The following is a 23,668-nucleotide window of genomic DNA, read 5'->3' on the forward strand; positions in this document are numbered from 1 at the left end:
CGGGGCCACTCCCCCGGCGCTAGTTGTCCAGGCAGGTCGGGCCGAGCAGCACCTTCAAGTCGCCAAACAGGGACGGGCTCGGGTTGACGCGCAAGTGCACCGGCAGGCCCATGACCTCCACCCGGGTGTCGCCCTGCAGGTGCAGCCGGACCTCGGAGTTTCCACGGTGGGTCCGCAGCACGTCGCCCAGCTCCGTGACCACGGCCTCGGTGGCCTTGTGCGTGGCCATGGTGATCACCACGGGCCCGTTCTGGCTGTCGCTGAGGTCCGGCACGGAAAGTTCCATGCAGTTCAAGGTCACGGCGCCGTCGTCGCGCCTTTGCAGGCGTCCCTTGACCACCACGATCAGGTCTTCCGCGAGCACCGAGGCGATGGGGCCGTAGACCTGGCCGAAGAACATGACCTCCATGGAACCGGCGAGGTCCTCGATCTCGGCGCGGGCGTAGGCATTGCCGCTTGCCTTGGCGATCCTTCGGCTGAGGGAGGTGATCATGCCCGCGATGGTCACGATCGAGCCGTCCGGCGGGCCGTCCTCGGCGATGATCGAGGTGATCGACCGGTCGGCGTGCTGGCTCAGCAGCCCTTCCAGCCCCTGCAGCGGGTGGTCGGAGACGTACAGACCGAGCATGTCACGCTCGAACGCCAGCTTGTCCTTCTTCTCCCATTCCGGCAGGTCCGGGATCTCGGTGCTGAGCGAGGCCTCGGGCTCCTGGTCCTCAAAGCCGGCGAAGAGGTCGAACTGGCCGATCGCTTCGTTGCGCTTGAGGGTGATGACGGAGTCGATTGCCTCTTCGTGGATCATGGCCAGGGCCCGCCGCGGATGGCCGAGCGAGTCGAAGGCGCCGGCCTTGATGAGGGATTCGATAGTCCGCTTGTTGCAGACCACCGCCGGGACTTTCAGGAGGTAGTCCTTGAAGGACGTGTAGGCGCCTTCTTTTTCGCGCGCCGCCACCATGGCTTCGACGGCGTTCACGCCGACGTTGCGGATGGCGCCCATGCCAAAGCGGATGTCGGTGCCGACAGGGGTGAAGTTGAGGGCTGACTCATTGACGTCGGGCGGCAGTACCGTGATGCCCATCCGCCGGCATTCGTTGAGGTAGATGGCCGACTTGTCTTTGTCGTCGCCCACCGAGGTCAGCAGGGCAGCCATGTATTCCGGCGCGTAGTGCGCCTTCAGGTATGCGGTCCAGTAGGAGATCACACCGTAGGCGGCCGAGTGCGCCTTGTTGAAGGCGTAGTCGGAGAACGGCAGCAGGATGTCCCAGAGGGTCTTGACCGCGGCCATGGAATAGCCGTTGTCCTGCATGCCCTGGGAGAAACCGGCGAACTGCTTGTCCAGCTCGGACTTCTTCTTCTTGCCCATGGCGCGGCGCAGGATGTCGGCCTGCCCCAGGGTATAGCCGGCGAGTTTCTGCGCCACGGCCATGACCTGCTCCTGGTACACGATCAGCCCGTACGTCCCGCCGAGGATTTCGGAGAGCGGCTCCTCGAGCTCCGGGTGGATCGGGATGACATCTTGGATCTTGTTCTTGCGTAGCGCGTAGTCGGTGTGCGCGTTGGCGCCCATGGGTCCGGGCCGGTAGAGGGCCAGCACGGCGGAGATGTCTTCGAAGTTGTCAGGCTTCATCAGCTTGAGCAGGGAGCGCATGGGCCCGCCGTCGAGCTGGAAGACACCCAGAGTGTCTCCCCGGGCCAGCAGCTCGTAGGACGCCGTGTCATCCAACTCGAGGGTTTCAAGGTCGAGGTCGACGCCGCGGTTCATCTTGATGTTTTCCAGGGCATCGGAAATGATCGTCAGGTTTCGAAGCCCGAGGAAGTCCATCTTGATCAGGCCGAGGCCCTCGGACGTCGGATAGTCGAACTGGGTAATGACCTGGCCGTCCTGGAACCGGCGCATGATCGGAATCACGTCGATGATGGGGTCCGAGGACATGATGACGCCGGCGGCGTGCACGCCCCACTGCCGCTTCAGCCCCTCAATGCCCAGCGCCGTCTCGAAGACCTTGGCAGCCTCCGGATCAGTGCTGATCAGCTGGCGGAAGTCCCCGGCCTCGCTGTAGCGCTTGGACTGGGGGTTCTGGATGTCGGCCAGCGGAATGTCCTTGGCCATCACGGCCGGGGGCAGCGCCTTGGTCAGCGTCTCGCCCATGCTGAACGGGTAGCCCAGCACGCGCGAGGAGTCCTTGAGGGCCTGTTTGGTCTTGATGGTGCCGTAGGTGACGATCATCGCCACGCGTTCGTCGCCGTACTTGCGCGTGACGTAGTCGATTACTTCGGAGCGGCGCCGGTCATCGAAGTCGACGTCGAAGTCAGGCATGGAGACGCGGTCCGGGTTGAGGAAGCGCTCGAAGATCAGGCCGTGGTGCAGCGGGTCAAGGTCCGTGATGCGCATGGCGTACGCCACCATGGAGCCGGCACCGGAACCACGCCCGGGACCGACGCGGATGCCGTTGTTCTTGGCCCAGTTGATGAAGTCGGCCACCACGAGGAAGTAGCCCGGGAAGCCCATGGAAGTGATGACTTCCAGCTCATAGTCGGCCTGCTTGCGGACCTTGTCCGGGATGCCCTGGGGATAGCGGTACTGGAGTCCCTTGTCGACTTCCTTGACCAGCCAGGACGTTTCGTCCTCCCCCTCCGGGCAGGGAAACCGGGGCATGTAGTTGGCGCCGGTGTTGAACGAGACCTCGCAGCGCTCGGCGATCAGGAGCGTGTTGTCGCACGCCTCCGGGTGGTCGCGGAACAGCTCCCGCATTTCCTGCGGTGACTTCAGGTAGTAGCCGCTGCCGGAGAAGGCAAAGCGAGAGCCGCCGTTGTCGTAAGTCGGCTCCAGGAGGGTGGAGCCGGACTGGATGGCCAGGAGGGCCTCATGCGCCTTCGCGTCGTGCTCGTGCGTGTAGTGCAGGTCGTTGGTGGCCACGAGCGGCAGGTTCAGGTCCTTGGCCAGGCGCAGAAGGTCACCGGTGACGCGCCGCTCGATGTCCAGGCCGTGGTCCATGAGCTCGCAGAAGTAGTTCTCCGCGCCAAAGATGTCGCGGAACTCGGCCGCGGCCTCAACCGCTTCGCGGTACTGGCCCAGGCGCAGCCGGGTCTGGACTTCACCGGACGGGCAGCCGGTGGTGGCGATGAGCCCTTCCGAGTACGTGTTCAGCAGCTCACGGTCCAACCGGGGCCATTTGCCGAAGACCGAGTCCAATGAGGCGATCGAGGAGGCCCGGAAAAGGTTCCGCATGCCCACGTTGTTGTAGCTGAGCAGGGTCATGTGCGTGTAGGAGCCACCGCCGGAAATGTCATCCTTGCGCTGGTGCTCCTCGCCCCACCGCACACGGGTCTTGTCCGTGCGCGCGGTCCCGGGAGTCACATAGGCTTCGACGCCGATGATGGGCCTGATGCCCTGGTCGGTTGCCCGCTTCCAGAAGTCGAAGGCGCCGAACAGGTAGCCGTGGTCCGTCGTGGCGAGGGCCGGCATGCCGAGCCGCTCGGTTTCGTCGAACAGCTCACCGAGCCGGGCGGCACCGTCCAGCATCGAGTACTCGGTGTGGTTGTGGAGATGGACAAACGAGTCGTTGCTGGAAGTCACCGCACCATTCTAGTGCCGACCCACGACGGCGGCGTGCAACCACGACGGGCGCGAACGGAACCTGCCGTACAGACCGCCGGATCCGCCGGCCGAAACCAGGGGCAAGACCGAGGGCCGGATTGGATCACCCCGCCCGGCCCGGGCGGTTCAGGCGTCTCCGGACTCCAGGACCTCAAGCGCGTATTTCAAGTCCTGCGGGTATTCGCTGGACACGGTGACCCGCTCCCCTGTCCGCGGGTGGTCGAAGGAGAGCTCCCGGGCGTGCAGCCACTGCCGGGTCAGCCCGAGGGTGGCGGCCAGCCGCGGGTCCGCGCCGTAGGTGAGGTCCCCTGCGCAGGGGTGGCGCAGGGCCGCAAAGTGCACACGGATCTGGTGGGTCCGGCCGGTTTCGAGGTGCACCTCCACCAGGGAGGCCTTCCCGAAAGCTTCCAGGACCTCGTAGTGCGTCACCGAATCACGGCCGTCCTCAATCACGGCGAACCGCCAGTCATGGCCGGGGTGGCGGCCGATGGGTGCGTCGATGGTGCCCGCCAGCGGATCGGGAAGGCCCTGGACCACGGCGTGGTAGACCTTGTCCACGGTGCGTTCCTTGAAGGCCCGTTTGAGCACGGTGTAGGCGTTTTCGGTCTTGGCGACCACCATGACGCCGGAGGTCCCGACGTCGAGCCGGTGGACGATGCCGGCGCGCTCTGAAGCGCCCGACGTCGAGATCCGGTAGCCGAGACCGGCGAGGCCACCCACCACTGTGGGCCCCACCCAGCCGGGCGAGGGGTGCGCTGCCACGCCCACCGGTTTGTCGATGACAACAAATTCGTCATCGTCCAGCAGGATCAACAGGTCGTCCACAACTTCCTCCACGATTTCCAGGGGATCCCTGCGGTCCGGTACTACGACGTCCAGCACGGTACCCAGGGCGAGCTTGAGCGACTTCCCGACCCGCTTGGCATTGCTGGTGACGTTGCCCTCGGCGATGAGCGTGGCCGCCTGGGAGCGGGAGATGTCCATCAGCCTGGCCAGGCCGGCGTCCACGCGGGAGCCGGCGAGGTCCTCCGGGACGGTGAACTGCCGGTGCCCGGCAGTTGCAGCACCGGCTTTGCCGGCAGCATCCGCCGCAACGTCGTCAGATGCGTCCTCTGCCAGGTCATCTGCCAGGCTGTCGGCGACGTCCGGCGCCAGATCCTGCGGCATGTCCTCCGCGGCGCGTCCTGCGGCGTTTCCTGAGGTAGTTTCAGACATCTTTGGCCACCGTATCCTTCGTGTGGCGTGAGCCGTCCAGGGAGATCCCGCGGAGGGTGAGCAGGCAGATAATCACGACGGCGGAGACCACGGCCGAGTCTGCGATATTGAAGATCGCGAAGTTTGGGAGCTGGATGAAGTCCACCACGTGGCCCATTGCGAAAGACGGCTCGCGGAACAGCCGGTCGGTGAGATTGCCGAGTGCGCCGCCGAGGAGCAGCCCCAGCGCCAACGCCCACCAGAGCGAGCCGAGCTTGCGCAACTGCAGCAAGATCGCGACGGACACGGCCGCCATGATGATCGTGAACACCCACGTGACGTTCTCGCCGATCGAGAACGCGGCGCCGGAGTTACGGATGTAGAACCAGTGCAACAGCGGCGGCAAAACGGGAATCCGCTCGCCCTCGGTCATGGTGCTGGTGACCCAGAGCTTGGTCAGCTGGTCGAACACGTAGGCGAACACCGCGAAGGCAGCGAACAAGGCAAACAGCTTTGCCCGGCGCGGCCGGGGGTGCACAGGCTGTGCCGCCTCGAGCGGCTGCATGGCGTCTGGTGATGGTGCGTCAGTCATAGGGCTTTCGTTCGGGAGCCAGTGCGGAGACTGGTAGCCAGGTGCCCGGCAAGCGGGCACCGGACCGGTGGCGGCACAGTGCGGGAAAATTACAGTGCCGGAAAATACCGTGCGGGAAAGTGAAAAGCCGGCGGCCGAGGAAACCTCAGCCACCGACTTTCAGAATACTTTGCTTTTGCCTAGCTATTGGCTTCGACCTCAGGGGCCGCAACGGAGCCGCGGGCATCGAGGTCACGGAGCTGGCCTTCGATGTAGGCCTTCAGGCGTGAGCGGTAGTCGCGCTCGAAGCCGCGAAGCTGCTCGACCTTGCGTTCCAGCACGGAGCGCTGCTGCTCGAGGGCACCAAGGATCTTGCGGGACTTTTCCTGCGCATCGTTGACGAGGCTGCTGGCCTCGATCTGGGCTTCAGCGATGATTTTGTCCCGCTGCTGCTCGCCGTCGGCGACGTGCTTGTCGTGCATCTGCTGCGCCATGGCCAGCAGGCCGGCGGCGGACTCGGAAGCCGGGGTGGCAGCGGCACGTGCCGGTTCGACTGCCTGGGCTGCCTTGGCAGCAGCCTGCTCGGCTTCCTTCTTCTTGGCAGCTTCTGCGGCCGCCTTTGCCTTGGCTTCGGCCTCGGCCTTGGCGGTGTCTTCCTTCTCGGCCTTGACGGGCGCCGGGACCTTTTCCACCACGGGTGCGGCGGCTGCGGAGCTGGCAGGCGTGCCGGCGCCGGATTCCGCGAGCTTCTTGCGGAGCTCGTCGTTCTCCTGGTTCAGGCGCCGAAGTTCGACGACGATCTCGTCCAGGAAGTCATCAACTTCATCCTGGTCGTAGCCTTCGCGGAACTTGGTCGGCTGAAAGCGCTTGTTGACAACGTCTTCTGGCGTCAAAGCCATCTGGTCACCTCGTTGGTCTAGTTAGTCAGTAGGCCTTCCGGCCGTCAAAACTACGGTACCTAAATATGGTCTGGTTCCTCTAATTCAACACCGCAGTGTCAAACCGGAGTTTCATTCGGTGTGGGCCTGGGCCCGGGCAAGTCGCCTCCCCGGCCCCGGCGGCTCATGCTGCGATCGGCTGGGCGTACACCAGGCCCTTGACGATCCACATCGCCACGCTCACGGCCACGAACAGGAGCAGGAAGCCGATGTCCAGTGAAATCCCGCCCAACCGCAGCGGCGGGATGAGCCGGCGGAGCAGCTTGAGGGGCTTGTCCGTGACCGAATACACGGCATGGGCCGTCACGAGTGCCATGCCGCGGGGCCGCCAGCTCGGGGCAAACATCTGCACCCAGTCGTAGACCAGGCGGATGATCAATGCCACGAAGAAGAGCAACAGAGCGATATAGACGAGTCCGAAAACAATTCCCATGAGCTAACTCATATCTCCATGTTCATTCCGGATACCGCAGTGTCCTAAGGAAAGTGTCACTTCTATTTCAACACGGATAATTCCGCACGGATGCCAGGCGGGTGTCCCCACCTGGCATCCGTAACGATATTTGGGCCTAGCTTTGGTTGAAGAAACTTGCCTGGGTCTCGCTGACCTTCTTGTCATCGCCAATGACCTCGATGTACGACGGCGAGAGCAGGAACACCTTATTCGTCACCCGTTCGATGCTGCCGCGGAGGCCGAAGACGAGTCCGGCGGAGAAGTCCACGAGGCGCTTGGCGTCAGCTTCGCCCATGTCGGTGACGTTCATGATGACGGGGATGCCTTCGCGGAAGCTTTCACCAATGAGCTTGGCGTCGTTGTACGACCGCGGATGGATGGTAGTGATTTGCCGGAGTCCGGTGGTCTCTTCGCGGCTCGATGCCGCACGCTTGATGGGTGTCACAGGTGCGCGATATTCCTCTTCAGCGGCGTGGGGCTCTTCCCGGGGGACCTCGCGGACGGGCGCCGGAGCACGTCGTTCCTCGCGGTCCTGCTCCATGGATTCGTCCTCATCCTTGTGCGGTGTGGGGTGCTCAGACTCGTAGTGTTCGTCGCCGTCGGCGAGCCCAAGATAGATCATTGTCTTGCGCAGAGCGCCAGCCATGGTCGACTCCTAATCTTGTCCGTAAGCGGGCCGCTTAGTGACTGGACAGCCTTGGAATCCCCGCCATTACCTTCCAATACGTCGAACTTACCGCAGGGCCGGACGCGGACCGAGAATATCGGAGCCTATGCGCAGGTGTGTCGCCCCGAATCGGACCGCCTCTTCGAGGTCCTGGCTCATTCCGGCGGATATTCCCGTGGCACCCGGATATTGTTCAGCCAGCCGCCCGGAAATGCCTGCCAATTTCTCGAAGGCGGCCGCCGGATCCGCCCCGAGCGGGGCTACGGCCATGACGCCGGCGAGCCTCAGTCCGGCAGCGCCGGCCAGCTGTTCGGCCAGTGCGGGGACCTCGTCGGGGCCCGCGCCGCCGCGGTGCGCCCCGGCGTCCTGGTCCAGGTTGACCTGGATGAAACACTCCAGGGGCGCGCGCCCGGTGCGGTCGCTTTCGGCGGCCATCGCCTTGGCGAGTGCGGAAGCCAGCGCCTCCCGGTCCACGGAATGCACCGACGCGGCGTATTTCACCACGGATTTGGCCTTCTTGCTTTGGAGCTGGCCGATGAAGTGCCAGCTCAGGCCGAGGTCTTCGAGTTGCGCCGCTTTCTCCGCGGCCTCCTGGTCCCGGTTTTCCCCGACGTCGGTGACACCCAGCGACGCCAGCCGCCGGACGTCCTGGGCCGGATGGAATTTGGTGACGACGATCAGGCGTGGCGGCGTCGTGCGACCGGCGGCTGCCACGGCGGCGTCGATCCTGCGGCGGACGGTCTCGAGGTTCGCCCCCAGCTGGGCAAGCCGCGGGCCTAGCAGCGCGTCCTCCAGGCTCTCCCCCGGCACGTTCCCGGGTTTGAACGCGCTTGTGTCCGGTACGTCAACCGGTTCAGTCATGGCCATGCGCCGTAATCCCGTGCGCACCGTTCGTCCACACCAGCCCGGCGAAGCGGCCGGTGCGGCTGTCGCGGCGGTAGGAGAAGAGGGTGTCGTCCTCGAGGGTGCAGCCCCCGGAGTATTCGACCGCGACGCCCGCTGCCTCCAGCTGGCTCCGGACACCTGCCGGCAGGTCCAGGCCGGGGGCGCCGGTGGATGTGGTGCACCAGGTGGCAGGTACGGCAGCGGCAACGTCCACGCGCAGGTCCTCCGGGACCTCATAGCAGCGGCCGCAGACCGAGGGCCCAACCCAGGCGCTGATGCTGTCAGCGCCGAGCTCCCGCAAGCGGGCCACGGCGGCGGGCACCACTTCGGCGGCTACGCCGGGCCGTCCGGCGTGGACGACGCCGAGGACAGGTTCACCCGCCGCGTCCTCGCCGACCAGTACCACGGGCACACAGTCCGCCACCAGGACAGCCAGCGGTTCGGTCAGTGAGACCTGGGCATCGGCTGTGGGTGCGGCCGGCACGTGGACGGTGGCATCGGCCGTCGCCGCTGTCGTCGCCGCGCCTGTCGTCGCCGTTGCGCCCACGATCGTAGCAACGTCGTTGCCGTGGACCTGGTTCATGTATCGGAAGGAGCGGCCGCCGAGCCCGGCGGCCGCTTCGAGCTCCGCACGCCTGCGGCGGACCGCCGCGGGGTCATCGCCAACATGCAGTGCAAGGTTTCCGGCTCGGGCGTCGGTGAAGGCCACCCACACGCCCGGCCGGACTTCAGCCCGCCAGTAAAACAATCACAACACCGCCATCGACATGTCCGGAATATCTGCGTTCATACAATCCACCGTATCCCGCCGCAAAGCAGCATGGCACCGCCGGACGGCGGTGCCATGCTGAAGCGGAACGATTTACTTGAGGAAGTCCGGTACATCCAGGTCATCGGAGTGCCGGCCGGACAGGTCCGGCTCCACGACGGCCGGGAGGTCGACGTCGAAGCCCGAGTCGGCCGGTACCGCGGAGGGGCGCTGCTGGCCCCAGCCGCCGTAGCCCGAGGCACCGACAGTGGCGTGCAGCGGCTGGACCGGGGCGGCTGCGGGTGCCTGCGCCGGAGCGGGGGCGGCGGACGTGGGCCGTTGCGGCGCCGCCGGGAGGGACTGGTCCATGGACGGCGAGGTGGCCTTGACGTCGTCGAAGCCGGCGGCGATGACGGTGACGCGTGCCTCGTCGCCGAGGGCGTCGTCGATCACGGCGCCGAAGATGATGTTGGCCTCAGGGTGGGCGACTTCCTGGACCAGGCGGGCTGCCTCGTTGATTTCGAAGAGGCCCAGGTCCGAGCCGCCCTGAATGGAAAGCAGGACGCCGTGGGCGCCGTCGATCGATGCTTCCAGCAGCGGGGAGGCGATGGCCAGCTCCGCGGCCTTGACGGCACGGTCTTCGCCGCGGGCAGAACCAATGCCCATCAGCGCGGAACCGGCACCCTGCATCACGGACTTGACGTCAGCGAAGTCGAGGTTGATCAGGCCCGGGGTGGTGATGAGGTCCGTGATGCCCTGGACGCCGGAGAGCAGCACCTGGTCGGCGGAGCGGAATGCATCCAGGACCGAGACGTTGCGGTCGCTGATGGAGAGCAGTCGGTCGTTCGGGATCACGATCAGGGTGTCGACCTCGTCGCGCAGGGCGTCGATGCCGGCCTCGGCGGAGCCGGCGCGGCGGCGGCCTTCGAAGGTGAAGGGACGCGTCACGACGCCGATGGTCAGGGCACCAAGGGAACGGGCGATCCGGGCGACGACGGGGGCGCCGCCGGTACCGGTTCCGCCACCTTCGCCGGCGGTGACGAAGACCATGTCTGCGCCGCGGATGACCTCTTCGATTTCATCGGCGTGGTCCTCGGCGGCCTGGCGGCCGACCTCGGGGTTCGCGCCAGCACCGAGACCACGGGTCAGCTCACGCCCGACGTCGAGTTTGACGTCGGCATCGCTCATCAACAATGCCTGGGCATCGGTGTTGATGGCGATGAATTCGACGCCGCGAAGACCGACCTCGATCATGCGGTTGACTGCGTTCACGCCACCGCCGCCGATGCCGACGACCTTGATGACGGCCAAGTAATTCTGCGGAGCTGCCACGTTACGTGTCCCTTGTTCGTGTACTAATGCGAAAACTGGTCGAGTCCAGCTTGAACCTTTTAACCTTAACCTTCGACTTGAAGGTTATAGTTATGTCAAGTAACTCATGTCTGTGACGGTATTTCCTATGCCGGGGACATTCAATAACCGCCGCCGCGTGTCGCGGGAATACCGGGCAAATAGGCCCTGTATGTGCTCCCGAGCGCAGCTGGACGTCCCTCGGCGTCGCAGCTACCGCGTGACGGGGTGCCGCGGCACGCTGACATCGTAAACGTTGACGGCGTTTTTCGGGTCGGCCGGGACCTTCAGGAGGGCGGAAAGGACCCGCGCCTTCAGTTCCTTCTCCCCCGCGTTGCCCCAAACTATTCTCTGCCCGTCATCGAGTTTGAGTTCGACGGCGTCGGCGGAGGCAGCGGAGGCGTTGGAGAGCCGCGCCAGCACGTCGGCCGGCAGAGCCCCGAGCACCGCTGTGATGGCCTGGAACAGGTCCTTCGGAAGCGTCCCGCTGCCGCCGTCGATCACGGGGAGCGATACCGAGGCGGCATCCGCGGTGGTGCTGAGTTGGACACCGTCGACGTCCACCAACTGGAATGTCTTGCCCTGCTTGACCAGGGCCACGGGAATGCGCTCGGTGACGTGCACCTGCAAGGTGGCGGGCGGCAGCGCCTTCGCGGTGACGGCTTTGACCTGGACCAGCGGCTTGAGCAGGGCTGTGACCTCCTCCTCGCTGATCTGAGGCAGTGGCTTGCCCTGAAGGGGCGCCAGGGCGGCCTTAACCTGATCGGGCTTCAGCATCTTCGTGCCCTCCACCGTGATCGTCCGCAAGGCGAGCACCGGCGAGTAGACCGCGGCCGCGACGATCCCGGCCATCAGCACGGCCACGATGGCGATGGTGCTGAGCAGGATGCGCCGGCGGCGTTTGCCCCTGGGCTCAGGGAAGGACAGCACCTTGCCCGAACCGATATCCGCTGTGCCCTGCGGGTGCTGAGTGTTCTTCGAGTGGCCGCTCGCGGCGTCTGCGGCGTTCTTGGATGCAGAAATGACATCCGTGCCCGTTCCGCCGGACGGCGGCCGGGAGCCGGTTCCGGAGGCGTTGGATCCGCCCCGGTAGGTGGGCCGCCTGGTGCTAGGCACCGGCGGCCTCGATCGTCAGGGCATCGACAATCAGGGGCCCGTAGGCCGTGACGTCGCCGGCGCCGGCAGTCAGCACGATGTCCCCGGGGCCGGCGTCGGCCAGAAGTGCCTGCACAGCCTCCCCGCCCGGTCCGATGAGGCGGCCGCGGGATCCCAGGTGCTCGGCGATCAGCCCGCTGGTGACACCGGGAATGGGATCCTCGCGGGCTGGGTAGATGTCCAGGACCAGGGCAGTGTCCGCCGTGTTGAGGGCTTCGGCGAACTCGCGGGCAAATTCCCGGGTCCGGGAAAACAGGTGGGGCTGGAAGAGTACGTGCACCTTGTGCTGCCCGGCGACGGCCCGCGCCGCGGACAGGGCGGCCCGGACTTCCGTGGGGTGGTGGGCGTAGTCGTCGTAGACGCGGACGCCGCGCCCCTCCCCCTTGAACTCGAAGCGGCGCGAGGCGCCGGAGAAGTGGGCCAGTGCCGCTGCCGCGGTCTCTGGCGCGACGCCGAGTTCAACCGCCACGGCGAAGGCGGCCGCAGCGTTGAGCGCGTTGTGTCGGCCCGGAACCTGAAGTTCGACGCCGAAGGTGCCGGCCGTCGTCGAGATCTCCACCTGGCCCGGTTCGGCGTCGTGCAGCCGGATGGAGGCGTCGGCCGCCGTCCCGTAAAGGACCACGCGGGTGTTGCCGCGGGCCAGGGTGCGCTCGGCCAGGGCCCTTGCTCCGGGGTCGTCCGCGCAGGCAACCAGGACTCCGTCGGCCGGGAGCAAGGCCGTGAAGCTGTCGAAAGAGGCGTAGACGGCCTCGGCGGTGCCGTAGAAGTCCAGGTGGTCCGGCTCGACGTTGGTTACTACGGAGATCATGGGGCGGTAGTTCAGGAAGGAGCCGTCTGACTCGTCGGCCTCCGCCACGAAGATCCCCGCGGTGCCGTGGGCCGCGTTGACGCCGAGCGCCGGGACGTTGGCGCCGATGGCGAACGACGGGTCCAGTCCGGCGCCCTGCAGCAGCACCGTGATCATGGAGGTCGTGGTGGACTTGCCGTGCGTTCCGGCGACTGCGACCACGGTGTCATCCGCCATGGTGGCGGCCAGCGCCTCGGAGCGGTGCAGCACCGGAAGCCCGGCGGCGCGCGCCGCTGCGAGCTCGGGGTTCTCGGGCCGGATCGCCGAGCCGGCGACCACCGTCTGGGCGTCGCCGAGGTTGCCGGGAGCATAACCGACGGCGATCCGTGCCCCGGCGGCTGCGAGGTCTCCCATGACGGGCAGCGACTTGGCGTCGGAGCCGCTCACCGGGATGCCTCGCGCCACCATGATGCGGGCAACGGCGGACATGCCGACGCCGCCGATGCCGATGAAGTGAACGCGGCCGAGGGATTCGAGGGAACGCGTTCCGTGTTGGGGCTGGGTCATTGCTCTACTGCTTCCTGCCATGCTGTGTCGGGCGCTGCTGGTTTCTGCTGAGCGTGCTTGAGGACGCTACTTCGAGGATGAGGTCGGCCATGCGCCGGTCTGCGTTCCGGATGCCGAGCTGTTCGGAGCTGGCGGCCATCCGGGCCAGCTTGTCCGGGTCCCGCAGCAGCGGAATGAGGTTTTCGCGGATCCAGTCCACGGAGAAGGCCTTGTCGTCGACGATCAAGGCGCCGCCCGCGGCGACGAGGCCCGCAGCGTTCAGCGCCTGTTCGCCGTTGCCAATGGGCAGGGGGACGAAGACGGCGGGGACGCCCACCGCGGCCACCTCGCAGACGGTGGCGGCTCCGGCACGGGCCAGCAGCAGATCCGCCGCGGCGTAGACGGTTTCCATGCCGTCCACGTACTCCATCTGCCGGTATCCCGGCGCGGCGAGCGGCCGGCCGTCGGCGTCGTGCACGGACTTGCCGCGGCCGGTGATGTGCAGAGTCTGCACGCCGGCGTCGGCGAGGGCTCCCACGGCCGCGGCGAGGGACCGGTTGATGCTCTGGGCCCCTGACGAGCCGCCCGTGACAATGAGCGTCGGTTTGTCCGCGTCCAGCCCGAGAGCCTGCCGGGCACCGGCCTGTGCGGCAGCGCGGTCGAGGCCGGAAATTTCGGGTCGCATCGGCATGCCGACGTGCCGTGCACGGCCCAGTTTGGTCGCGGCGAAAGCGACGGCCACGTGGGCGCCGAGGCGTGCACCGACACGGTTGGCCAGGCCGGGGCGGGTGTTGGCCTCGTGGACCACAATCGGGATCTTCCGGCGCCGGGCCGCGACGTACATCGGCGTGCACACATAGCCCCCGACTCCCACCAGGACGTCGGCGCCTGCCTCATCCAGGATGGAACCCGCCTGCTTCACCGCACCGGCCATCCGGCCCGGCAGCCGGAGCAGGTCCGCGGACGGCTTGCGCGGGAGCGGGACCTTGCTGATGGTGGCGAGGTCCAGCCCGGCCGCCGGGACCAGCCGCGCCTCCATCCCGCCGGGGGTCCCCACAGCCAGGAGCTGCACTCCGGGGCGGGACTGCCGGAGGGCCCCGGCGATGGCCAGCAGCGGGCTGATGTGGCCGGCGGTTCCGCCGCCGGCAAGGACCACGGACAAGGGCGTCTCGGTGTTCATGAAGGGCTGTTTACGCTTTCGTACGGTTTGTGGAGGCGGAGTTCTTGATGGTGGGGATTTTGCCGGCAGTGTTTTTGCCGGTGGAGATCTGGGCCGATGACTTGTTGGCGGCGTTCCCGGAGCTGTTCCCGGCGCCCTTGGCGGCACCCTTCCCGGCACCCTTGGTGACGGGGTTGCCAGCGGGGCGGCCGGCTGACTTGGCGGCGGGGCGGGCGGCGGACCGGCTGGCCGCAGTGCTGGCGGCGGACCGGCCGGCGGCCCGGGCAGCGCGGGCGCGCCGCACGGAATTGGCGAAGGCGGCCGGGCCAAACCTGAGCATCTTCTTCGGCTGCATGCCCGGGTCCATCTGGGCCCGGGCCAGGGACAGGACGACGCCGATTGCGCACAGCGACATCAGCAGGGCCGAGCCACCGTAGGAAATGAAGGGCAACGGGACGCCGATCACCGGTGCCAGCCCGGTGACCACGGCCATGTTGACGCTGGCCTGCCCCAGTAGCCAGACCATGATCGCGCCGGCCAGGACGCGGTGGAAGACATCGTGCTGTGCGACGACGACGCGGTAGATGGCGGTGCCGAGGATGGCGAAGAGGACCAGGACGACGATTGTCCCCACCAGACCGAGCTCCTCGCCGATGATCGCGAAGATGAAGTCGTTGTGCGCTTCCGGGATCCAGCTGTACTTCTGCCGGCTCTGGCCTAGTCCGACGCCGAACCACCCGCCGGACGCGAGCCCGTACAGGCCGTTGGTGGACTGGTAGTTCAGGTCTGAGCCATCGGCGCAGGTCTGGCCCGTCCAGGACAGGATGCGGCACATCCGGTTCGGGCTCGTGACGGCGAGGACGGTCGCGCCAATGGCCAGTAGCGCCCCGGAAATGGCGAAGAAGGAGAGCCGGACGCCGGCGAAGAACAGTGCGGCAGCCACGATGATCATCACAATCATGGCCGTGCCGAGGTCGTTTCCGGCGAGAATGAGGACCAGGACCACAACAGCACCCGGGAACACGACGGGAATGAGCGCGTGGCGCCATTCCTGGAGAAGCTTCGCTTTGCGGTCAAGCACTGTGGCCATCCAGAGCGCGAGGGCAAGCTTGGCGGCTTCGGAGGGCTGGAAGGTGAAGGGGCCGACGTCGATCCAGTTCTGGTTACCCAGGGCGCTGCGTCCCACGAGAAGGACCAGTCCCAGCAGCGCAACGGCCAGGAGCATGAGCCACCAAGCGACGCGCCTGAGCCAGACGACGTTGACGCGTGAGAGGACAAACATCGCGAAAACGCCAAGCGCGGCGAATCCGCCCTGTTTGAGGGCGGCGGAGTACGGCGACTCCCCTGCCGCGATGGCTTCCACACTGGAGGCGGAGAGGACCATCATGATGCCGATCGCAGTCAGCGCCAGGGTAGAGCCAAGAATGAGGTAGTACGTGGACCCGTTGCGGGACTTGCCGGTGCCTTCGAGCGCCGACCAGAAGCCGCGGTTCCAGGCAAGCACCCGGGCTGCCGGAGTCACCGCGGGCCTGCCGGGCGTTGATGCGGCACCGGCGCTTCGGGCACCGGCGCTCCCGGTGCCGGACGTGCTGCTGCCGGCGGGCTTGCCACTGGCACCGCCACTGGTGGCCCGGCCTGCGGCGGCTGGTGCCGCCGTCGTACGTGTGGGCGTGCTGACCATTGTTACTCCTCGCTGGTCTGAGCCTGCCCTTCCACGAGCTCGCGGACAGCTTCGATGAAGGCATCGCCACGGTGAGCATAGGAAGAGAACTGGTCCATGGAAGCAGCCGCCGGGGCCAGGAGCACAGTGTCCCCGGAAGCGGCCAGCTGCGCCGCCGAGGCAACGGCCTGGGCCATCACAGTCTCGCTGAAAATCGGCGAAGGGCCTGCGGCGGCTTTGGCCGTTCCGGCAGTCTGCACGTCTTCAGTCTCACCCTTGGCCGGCAAGATCACGGGGACATCGGGCGCGTGTCGCTTCAGCGCGGCCTGCAGATCGGTGGTGTCCGTGCCGATCAGGACCACGGCTTTGAGCCGGTTGCCCTGTTCCTGGATCAGGGAGTCATAGTTCACGCCCTTGGACAATCCTCCGGCGATCCACACCACGTTCTGGAACGCGGACAAAGCGGCGGCGGCGGCGTGCGGGTTGGTGGCTTTGGAGTCGTTGACCCAGAGCACGCCCCCATGGCGGGCCACGGGCTGGATCCTGTGGTCGCCCGGGAGGTAGTTCAGCAGGCCCTGGCGGACTGCCGACGGCTCCACGCCGTAAGCCCGGACCAGCGCGGCCGCTGCCAGCGCGTTCGCCACCATGTGGCGCGGTGCTGCCGACCCCAAATCAGCAATGGAGGCGAGTTCGGCGGCGCTGTCCTTGCGTTCGGCGATGAAGGCGCGGTCCACTAACAGCCCCTCCACGACGCCGAGCATGCTGATGGCCGGCGTCAGTGTGGTAAAGCCCACGGCCCGGCAGCCTTCCACTACGTCCGCGTCCTCGACCATGCGTTCGGTCTCGATCTGCTCGGCGTTGTAGATGCAGGCCTTCTGCGTGTTTGTGTAGACCTTGGCCTTGTCGGCCAGGTAGGAGGCGTAGGAGCCATGCCAGTCCACGTGGTCTTCGGCGACGTTGAGGCACACGCTGGCCACCGGGGACACCGAGTGGCTCCAGTGCAGCTGGAAACTGGAGAGTTCCACCGCGAAGGCGTCGTAGTCCACCGGGTCGCGCAGGGCGTCCAGGATCGGGGTCCCGACGTTGCCGACGGCGATCGCCTTGAGTCCGGCGGCCTGGAGCATGGACTCCGTCAGACCGACCGTGGTGGTCTTGCCGTTGGTGCCTGTAATGGTCAGCCAGTCGGCGGTCTTGCGGCCCTTGCGTTCGCGGAGCCGCCACGCGAGTTCGACGTCGCCCCACACCGGAATGTGCGCCCGCGCGGCAGCGGCGAGCATGGCCTGGTCCGGGCGCCAGCCCGGGGACGTTACGACCAGGTCAGGCTTGTGCCCGTCGATCTTAGGAACGGACTCCACTGCTTCTTCGCCCAGCAGGACGTCAGTGGCGCCGACGATCCGAAGCGTGTCGGCCTGGGCCAGCGCCTTGGCGCTGGTGGCGGCGTCCACCACCACCACCCGGGCACCGAGTTCAATCAGGGTATCGGCGGCGGCGAAACCCGAGACGCCGATGCCGGTAACCACGACGCGCAGGCCGGACCAATCGGAGTCCCAGGTGGTGAGTCCCTGCAGCCGGGGTGAGGTGGTGAGCGGGGCGGGGATCGGTCCGGTCACAGCAGCACCACCCATTCGGCGTAGAAGATGCCCAGGCCAGCGGCGACAAACAACCCGGACAGGATCCAGAACCGGACCACCACCGTGACTTCGGCCCAGCCCTTGAGTTCAAAGTGGTGCTGCAGCGGTGCCATCTTGAAGAACCGTTTGCCCTTGGTGAGTTTGAAGTAGCCCACCTGGATGATGACCGAGAGCGTGATGAGGACGAAGAGTCCGCCGATGAACGCCAGCAGCAGCTCGGTGCGGGACAGGATGGCGAACGCTGCAACAGCGCCGCCGATGGCCAGGGAGCCTGTGTCGCCCATGAAGATCTTCGCGGGCGAGGTGTTCCACCACAGGAATCCGACCATCGCCGCGCTCAGGATGGCAGCCAACAGGGCCAGGTCCAGGGGGTCGCGGACCGAGTAGCAGCCACCGCCGGCCTGCCGCGGGGATCCGCACGCCTGGTTGCTTTGCCAGATGCCCATGAGCGTGTACGCCCCGAACACCATGACCGAAGCGCCGGCCGCGAGGCCGTCAAGGCCGTCGGTGAGGTTCACACCGTTGGTCGCGGCCGTGACGATCAGGTTGGACCACAGCACAAACAGGATCGCTCCAAGTACCGTCCCGGCGAAGGCCAGGTTAAGCCACGGAATATCGCGCACCAGCGAGATCTGGGTAGAAGCCGGCGTCAGGCCGGCAGCGTTGGGGAAGTTCAGCGCCAGCACGGCGAAAACGATGCCAACGGCGCCCTGGAGGATCAGCTTGGCCTTGGTATCCAGCCCCAGGCTGCGCTGCTTCGAGATCTTGATGAAGTCGTCCAGGAAACCGACCAGCCCCATGCCCACCATCAGGAACAGCAGGAGCATACCGGAGGCGCTAGGTCCCGGGGAGTGTGGGTTCATCATCCACATGAACAGGTGCGTGAGCCCGTAGCTGACCAGTACGGCCAGGACCACCACGGCGCCACCCATGGTGGGTGTACCGCGCTTCGTGTGGTGGGACGTGGGTCCGTCGTCCCTAATGAATTGTCCGTAGCCCTTGCGGACCAGGAAACGGATGAACAGCGGGGTGCCCACAAACGCGAGGAACAGCGCCATTCCGGCGCCCATCAGCAGTGCGATCACAGCTGTGCACTCCCTTCGGTGGCGGTTGCGGCAGTTCCCTCAGCAAATCGCTCGGGAGAGTCTTTGGTGGCATGTGGGGGTAATGCTATCCGATCCCCCAAGTGGCGCAGCCCGATGCCGTTCGAGGACTTGAACAGGACCAGGTCGCCGGGCTGGAGCTCGGCTTGAAGAAGCTCGTAGGCCTCGTCCGCAGTCTCGGCGAAAACGCATTCATCGCCCCAGGAGCCCTCGTTGACGGCCGAGACATACAGCGACCGGGCTTCCCGGCCCACCACGACGAGACGGGAGATATTGAGCCGCACCACCTGGGTGCCGACTGCGATGTGCTCACGGATCGAATCCGGTCCAAGTTCCAGCATGGCGCCCAGGACCGCCCAGGTGCGCCGGCCCTGGCCCAACTCGGCCAGCGTCCGCAGTGCCGCCCGCATGGACTCCGGGTTGGCATTGTAGGCATCGTTGATGACGGTCACGCCGTCAGGACGCTCAGTGCGTTCCATCCGCCAGCGGCTGGCGGCCGCCTGCTCGCTGAGCGAGGCCGCGATCTGCGCGCCGGGGATGCCGGCCGCGTGCGCCGCAGCAGCAGCCGCGAGGAGGTTGGCCATGTGATGGGCACCGATCAGCTTGGCGGCAACGTGATGCCGGGTTGATCCTTGCGGGGTTTCCCCGTGCGGGGCCCCGTCGGCGGTGAGGTAAAGCTCAAATTCGGGATGGCCTTCGGCGTTCAGTTCCACACCCTCGGCCCTGACCATATTGGCTTGGGCCACGTCCGCCGGGGCCACCTCCGCCTGGACACCGTCACCCTGGCCCATGCCGGCCGCGCGGGAGGTATATCCGAGCACGCGGGCCCTGGTCCGGGCGGCCATCGCGGCGACGCGGGAGTCGTCCAGGTTCAGCACAGCGGTGCCGTTGGCCGGGAGCGCTTCAACGAGTTCGCCCTTGGCGACCGCGATGTTCTCGACGCCGCCGAATTCGCCGGCATGGGCGGAGCCGACGCCGAGGACGACGCCGATCTCCGGCCGGACCATGTCCGCGAGGTACTGGATGTGGCCGATGCCCGTGGCGCCCATTTCGATGACGAGGTAGCGGGTGTCGAGATCTGCTTTGAAGACCGTGAGCGGGACGCCGATCTCGCCGTTGTAGGATCCCTGCGGCGCAACGGTGGTGCCTTCGGCGCCGGCGGCCGCGAAGATCCCGGCGAGCAGGTCTTTCGTGGTGGTCTTGCCGGCGGAACCGGTGATGCCGATCACGGTGAACGCGGCGCCGGCGGCCGCGCGGCTGGCGCGGATCCGTCGGACCGATTCAGCGGCCAGCGCGCCCATGGCGAGGACAGCGTCCTCAACGACGACGGCGGGAAAGTTCGTTCCGGCCGCGTCGGCGACTTCGCGCTCGACGAGTGCCAGGACGGCGCCCCGGTCGAAGGCGGCGCCCACGAAGTCGTGCCCGTCGGCGTTCTCCCCCGGTTTGGCCACATAGAGGGAACCCGCCGTGGCCTCGCGGGAGTCGGTCACCACGGATGCGGGGGTAATTCCCGGTTCCGCAGCGAGCCGGCCGTTGGTTATGTCGGCGATTTCCGCCGCTGTAAGTGCAATCATCTCGGTTTAGGACTCTATCCGGTGGTCTTCGAGAACGGTGAATCCCCGTGCTGTCAAGGCGTTCCGAAGCTCCACCCGGTCATCGAGTGCCAGGTTGACTCCCTTGACTTCCTGCCACACCTCGTGGCCGCGCCCGGCCACGAGGATGGTGTCCCCGGCTCCGGCGAGCTCCACGGCCTTCAGGATCGCTGAGTCGCGCGGGAAAACCTCCAGGACCGTGCAGTCCAGGCCCTCGTCGTCCTTGGCCGCCAGGGCCCCGGCGAGGACGTCCGCGCGGATGGCCGCCGCGTCCTCGTCGTGGGGATCGTCGTCGCTGACAATGACAGTGTCCGCCAGCCGGGCCGCGATGGCTCCCATGGCTGGGCGCTTGCTCTGGTCCCGCTGCCCGGTGGCGCCGAACACGATGATCACCTTGGATCCGGGTTCCGGGGACCGGACGGCCTCGAGGGCACGTTCCAGGGCGTCGGGGTTGTGCGCGAAGTCCACCACGGCCGCCGGGGCCGTGGACACGAGCTGCATCCGGCCGGGCACGGCGACGGTGAAGGGGTCCGCGGCGTCGAGGGCGTCCTGCACTTCGGCGGGCTCGTGGCCGCCGGCGAGTACCATCACCGTGGCCAGCGCCGCGTTGGCGACGTTGAATCCTCCGGGCAGGCCGGTGTGGACGCGCAGTTCGGCGCCGTCGCGGTGCCGGAGTACGAAGTCGGAGCCGAGGCCCCGCGGGGCAGTCTCCGCCACAGACCAGTCCGCAGTCCGGGCCAAAGTCCGGTCCTCGTCAACATCCCCGCTGCCGGTGGTCCCGGCCGTGGCGAGGGTCGTCACCGGGATTTGGGCCGCGTCCGCAAGCTTCCGGCCCCACGCATCATCGATAGTCACGACGGCGGCCCGGGCGCGTTCCGGCGTGAACAGCTGGGCCTTGGTCTGGAAGTATTCCTCCATGGTCCCGTGCAGGTCCAGGTGGTCCTGGGTGAGGTTGGTGAACCCGGCGACGTCGAACACCACGGCGTCCACGCGGTGGAAGGACACGGCGTGGGAGGAAACCTCCATGGAGGCGGCATCGAGCCCGCGTTCGCGCATGAGCGCCAGCAGCGCGTGCACATCCGTGGATTCGGGCGTGGTCAGCAGGCTCGGGATCGGCTCGCCGCCAGCCAGGATCTCGATCGTCCCGATCAGCCCGGTCCGTTTGCCCAGCGCCCGAAGGAGGGCGTTGATGAAGTAGGTGGTGGTGGTCTTGCCGTTGGTGCCCGTCACGCCGAAGAGAGCCGGTGCCCCGGCACCGTCGGGCCGGCTCTGGTAAATGAGTGCGGACAGCCTGCCCACCACGCTGCGCGGCTCGTCGGCCAGCAGCACCGGGACGGGGATGTCATTGGCCAGTGCCAGCAGACGCGCGCCGGCGTCGTCCGTCAGGACAGCCACAGCGCCGGCGTCGACGGCCTGGGACACGAAGTCGGCCCCGTGCCGTGCGGCGCCCGGCAACGCCACGTAGAGGTCCCCCGGGCGGACCGAGCGGGAGTTCAGGGAGATCCCGGTGACCGGGATGGAGCTGGAGGCCCCGGGAACGGCGACGCCGATCGCCGCACCGATGGCTGCCAGCGGCACTGCGGCAACCGCAGTTGGCCGGAAGCCAAGGGTGGAGTCATGGCCGGACGGCGCGGAAGCATCGGGGTCGGTGAGCTCTGACAAGTGGATCTCCGTTGTGGTGCTAGTGGTTCGGGCAATACATGGATCTGGCACTGCATGGATCTGGCACTGCAAGAATCTGACGCTGGCACGCAAACATGCTCCGGCGCGCAGGCACTGGGCAGTGGCGCCCGCTGATACCTTCCGGGTGCCAGGTGGAACGGGCGCTACTTGGCGTACTGCGGCAGCCGCACGGGTTCACCGGTGGAGGGCTGGACGTTGAATGTGCGCAGCGTCTGGCTCATCACCGAACGGAACACAGGTCCGTTGGTGATTCCGAAGATAGACCCCTTGGGCCGTTGCAGGACCACCTCAACAATAAACCGCGGATTGTCCATGGGCGCCATCCCGATGATCGAAGCGGTGTAGCCGCAGAAGCCGGATTTGCCGTCGTCGCACGGCGATTCGGAGGTGCCCGTCTTGGCGCCCACGCGGTACCCGTCGATCGCGGCCTCCTTGATTTCGCCCTCGGTCACCGCACTCTCCAGGATGTCGCGCACCTGCTTGGCGGTCTCCTTGGAAACGATCTGCTGCGGCGTCTTGGCCGGGACTTTGTCCTCGGATCCGTCCGGGTTGATGTAGCTGTCGATCAACCGCGGCTGGAGCATCACGCCGTCGTTGGCGATGCTCTGGTATGCCCGGACGGTCTGGAGAGTGGATTGCGCGACGCCCTGGCCAAAGAGGACGGTGTACTGCTGGCGGCCATCCCACTGGTCGGCCGGGGTCAGGATGCCCTTGGATTCGGCGGGGAGCCCAATGTCGGGGGCCTGGCCGATCCCGAACTTCTGCAGCCAGTCATGGCGCTGGTCCTTGCTCAGGCGCTGGCCCACCATGACCGTGCCGGTATTCATGGAATAGCCCACGATTCCGGCCAGCGTCCGGTGTTCGGTGCCGTGTTCGAACGCGTCGTTGAAGGTCTGCCCGTCCACGGTGTAGGCCGGCGGAACGGTGAAGGTGTCCAGCGGGCTGGACTTGCCTTCCTGGATCGCGGCGGCGGCCGTAATCATCTTCTCCACCGAGCCGGGCTCATAGGAGGCGGTGACGGCCCGCACTCCGCGGTCCTCGGCAGGAACCTTGCCGGGGTCGTTGGGATCCGGGGAGTCGGTGTCCGCCATAGCGATGATGTTGCCGGTCTTGATGTCGGAGACCACGATCACACCCCACTCGGCGCTGAGCTTGTCCTTCTGGCTTTGGATCGCCTGTTGGGCAAAGTACTGCAGGTCCGAATTCAGCGTGAGCTTGATGTCCTTGCCGTTGATCGCCGGCGTCAACTCGTCCACGCCCACGGGGATCCGCAGCCCGTCGGCGCCGATTTCGAACACGCGCTTGCCGGGGGTTCCTTTGAGGATCTCGTCCTGGGTCTGTTCGAGCCCGGCCTGCCCCGTGGTGCCGTCCTTGAGAAACCCTACAATCCCACCGGCCACGGAGCCGTTGGGATATACCCGCTTGCTGGTGCCTACAGTGACAATGCCCGGAATCGACAGCTTGGAGACCTGGTCCTCGACGTCCGGTTTCAAGTCCTTGGCCACGATGTAGTAGCGCTGGGTTCCGGTCAGGGCATCGCGCAGGGCGTCGCGGTCCATGCCGAGCACTCCGGCCAGTTCGGAGATGCCCTGGTCGCGGGTGACTTTGACGAGTTCGTCTTTGCCCTTGATGGTTTCGAGCCGGCGGAAGGATTCGGTCTTGGTGTTGACGGTCTGGTCCACCACGATGTTGTAGCGGATGACGCTGCTGGCCAGGACGGTGCCGGAGGAATCGAGAATACTGCCGCGCTCTGCGGGCAGCACAATGGGCGTGAGCCGGTTATTGAGGGCGGCCTCGGCCATGCCCCCGATGTCCAGGCCCTGGACCATGAACAGCTTGCCGCCGACCACCAGCAGGAGCGCCAGCATGATGCCGAGTCCCCAGCGGAGCCGCCGGGTGGCGTTTGGGGCTTTCGCCTTGTTTGCCTTGCCGGAGTTCTTCGCCACG

The 23,668-nt window shown here is 66.7% G+C and carries 17 protein-coding genes and 1 pseudogene; all 18 read right to left on the minus strand.

Translation table 11 applies throughout. The annotated features are described in order from the left end of the window. Positions 1–19: 19 nt before the first annotated feature. Entirely contained in the window at positions 20–3,577 is a 3,558-nt protein-coding gene (gene dnaE, locus AC1DEM_RS13655) for a DNA polymerase III subunit alpha (RefSeq protein WP_476884868.1), read from the minus strand. Between the two features lie 147 nt (positions 3,578–3,724). Continuing rightward, complete coding sequence (locus tag AC1DEM_RS13660) at positions 3,725–4,813, minus strand: RluA family pseudouridine synthase (protein ID WP_476884869.1); 1,089 nt, start codon at positions 4,811–4,813, stop codon at positions 3,725–3,727. Then, complete coding sequence (lspA, locus tag AC1DEM_RS13665; RefSeq protein ID WP_476884870.1) at positions 4,806–5,384, minus strand: signal peptidase II; 579 nt, start codon at positions 5,382–5,384, stop codon at positions 4,806–4,808. The genes AC1DEM_RS13660 and lspA overlap by 8 nt, the downstream gene beginning before the upstream one ends. 179 nt (positions 5,385–5,563) lie before the next feature. Then, positions 5,564–6,262 carry a DivIVA domain-containing protein gene (locus AC1DEM_RS13670; protein ID WP_476884871.1) on the minus strand — a complete coding sequence of 233 codons (699 nt, stop codon included), beginning with the start codon at positions 6,260–6,262 and terminating at the stop codon, positions 5,564–5,566. Between the two features lie 163 nt (positions 6,263–6,425). Further along, on the minus strand, positions 6,426–6,734 hold the full coding sequence (locus AC1DEM_RS13675; protein ID WP_476884872.1) for a YggT family protein: 309 nt from the start codon (positions 6,732–6,734) through the stop codon (positions 6,426–6,428). Positions 6,735–6,870: 136 nt separating this feature from the next. Then, positions 6,871–7,401: a cell division protein SepF gene (locus AC1DEM_RS13680; RefSeq protein WP_476884873.1), complete on the minus strand. Its 531-nt coding sequence runs from the start codon at positions 7,399–7,401 to the stop codon at positions 6,871–6,873. Between the two features lie 87 nt (positions 7,402–7,488). Continuing rightward, a complete protein-coding gene (locus AC1DEM_RS13685) occupies positions 7,489–8,283 on the minus strand; it encodes a YggS family pyridoxal phosphate-dependent enzyme (protein WP_476884874.1) in 795 nt (264 codons plus the stop codon). Next, on the minus strand, positions 8,276–9,055 hold the full coding sequence (locus AC1DEM_RS13690) for a purine nucleoside phosphorylase YfiH/LACC1 family protein (RefSeq protein WP_476884875.1): 780 nt from the start codon (positions 9,053–9,055) through the stop codon (positions 8,276–8,278). The genes AC1DEM_RS13685 and AC1DEM_RS13690 overlap by 8 nt, the downstream gene beginning before the upstream one ends. A gap of 114 nt (positions 9,056–9,169) precedes the next feature. Further along, on the minus strand, positions 9,170–10,387 hold the full coding sequence (ftsZ, locus tag AC1DEM_RS13695; RefSeq protein WP_277526893.1) for a cell division protein FtsZ: 1,218 nt from the start codon (positions 10,385–10,387) through the stop codon (positions 9,170–9,172). A gap of 231 nt (positions 10,388–10,618) precedes the next feature. Beyond that, positions 10,619–11,521, minus strand: a complete 903-nt coding sequence (locus AC1DEM_RS13700; RefSeq protein WP_476884876.1) for a cell division protein FtsQ/DivIB — start codon at positions 11,519–11,521, stop codon at positions 10,619–10,621. Next, complete coding sequence (murC, locus tag AC1DEM_RS13705; protein ID WP_476884877.1) at positions 11,514–12,914, minus strand: UDP-N-acetylmuramate--L-alanine ligase; 1,401 nt, start codon at positions 12,912–12,914, stop codon at positions 11,514–11,516. The genes AC1DEM_RS13700 and murC overlap by 8 nt, the downstream gene beginning before the upstream one ends. A 4-nt stretch (positions 12,915–12,918) precedes the next feature. Further along, positions 12,919–14,073 (minus strand): undecaprenyldiphospho-muramoylpentapeptide beta-N-acetylglucosaminyltransferase, encoded by a 1,155-nt coding sequence (murG, locus tag AC1DEM_RS13710; protein ID WP_476884878.1) that lies wholly within the window; start codon positions 14,071–14,073, stop codon positions 12,919–12,921. Between the two features lie 301 nt (positions 14,074–14,374). Next, a pseudogene (ftsW, locus tag AC1DEM_RS13715) lies at positions 14,375–15,733 on the minus strand (putative lipid II flippase FtsW); the annotation flags it as partial. Positions 15,734–15,735: 2 nt separating this feature from the next. Further along, a complete protein-coding gene (murD, locus tag AC1DEM_RS13720) occupies positions 15,736–17,337 on the minus strand; it encodes a UDP-N-acetylmuramoyl-L-alanine--D-glutamate ligase (RefSeq protein WP_476884879.1) in 1,602 nt (533 codons plus the stop codon). After that, positions 17,319–18,428 carry a phospho-N-acetylmuramoyl-pentapeptide-transferase gene (mraY, locus tag AC1DEM_RS13725; RefSeq protein WP_476884880.1) on the minus strand — a complete coding sequence of 370 codons (1,110 nt, stop codon included), beginning with the start codon at positions 18,426–18,428 and terminating at the stop codon, positions 17,319–17,321. The genes murD and mraY overlap by 19 nt, the downstream gene beginning before the upstream one ends. Next, complete coding sequence (locus tag AC1DEM_RS13730; protein WP_476884881.1) at positions 18,425–20,020, minus strand: UDP-N-acetylmuramoyl-tripeptide--D-alanyl-D-alanine ligase; 1,596 nt, start codon at positions 20,018–20,020, stop codon at positions 18,425–18,427. The genes mraY and AC1DEM_RS13730 overlap by 4 nt, the downstream gene beginning before the upstream one ends. A 6-nt stretch (positions 20,021–20,026) precedes the next feature. After that, on the minus strand, positions 20,027–21,700 hold the full coding sequence (locus AC1DEM_RS13735) for a UDP-N-acetylmuramoyl-L-alanyl-D-glutamate--2,6-diaminopimelate ligase (protein ID WP_476884882.1): 1,674 nt from the start codon (positions 21,698–21,700) through the stop codon (positions 20,027–20,029). 164 nt (positions 21,701–21,864) lie between these two features. Beyond that, complete coding sequence (locus tag AC1DEM_RS13740) at positions 21,865–23,667, minus strand: peptidoglycan D,D-transpeptidase FtsI family protein (RefSeq protein ID WP_476884883.1); 1,803 nt, start codon at positions 23,665–23,667, stop codon at positions 21,865–21,867. Position 23,668: the final 1 nt, after the last annotated feature.

The sequence above is a fragment of the Arthrobacter sp. 05T420 genome (genome assembly GCF_056396305.1).

Excerpts from the sequence above, each read along its gene's own strand:
- AC1DEM_RS13660 (WP_476884869.1), bottom strand. The coding sequence starts at position 4,813 with ATGTCTGAAACTACCTCAGGAAACGCCGCAGGACGCGCCGCGGAGGAC.
- lspA (WP_476884870.1), bottom strand. The coding sequence starts at position 5,384 with ATGACTGACGCACCATCACCAGACGCCATGCAGCCGCTCGAGGCGGCA.
- AC1DEM_RS13670 (WP_476884871.1), bottom strand. The coding sequence starts at position 6,262 with ATGGCTTTGACGCCAGAAGACGTTGTCAACAAGCGCTTTCAGCCGACC.
- AC1DEM_RS13675 (WP_476884872.1), bottom strand. The coding sequence starts at position 6,734 with ATGGGAATTGTTTTCGGACTCGTCTATATCGCTCTGTTGCTCTTCTTC.
- AC1DEM_RS13680 (WP_476884873.1), bottom strand. The coding sequence starts at position 7,401 with ATGGCTGGCGCTCTGCGCAAGACAATGATCTATCTTGGGCTCGCCGAC.
- AC1DEM_RS13685 (WP_476884874.1), bottom strand. The coding sequence starts at position 8,283 with ATGACTGAACCGGTTGACGTACCGGACACAAGCGCGTTCAAACCCGGG.
- murC (WP_476884877.1), bottom strand. The coding sequence starts at position 12,914 with ATGACCCAGCCCCAACACGGAACGCGTTCCCTCGAATCCCTCGGCCGC.
- murG (WP_476884878.1), bottom strand. The coding sequence starts at position 14,073 with ATGAACACCGAGACGCCCTTGTCCGTGGTCCTTGCCGGCGGCGGAACC.
- murD (WP_476884879.1), bottom strand. The coding sequence starts at position 17,337 with ATGGGTGGTGCTGCTGTGACCGGACCGATCCCCGCCCCGCTCACCACC.
- AC1DEM_RS13730 (WP_476884881.1), bottom strand. The coding sequence starts at position 20,020 with ATGATTGCACTTACAGCGGCGGAAATCGCCGACATAACCAACGGCCGG.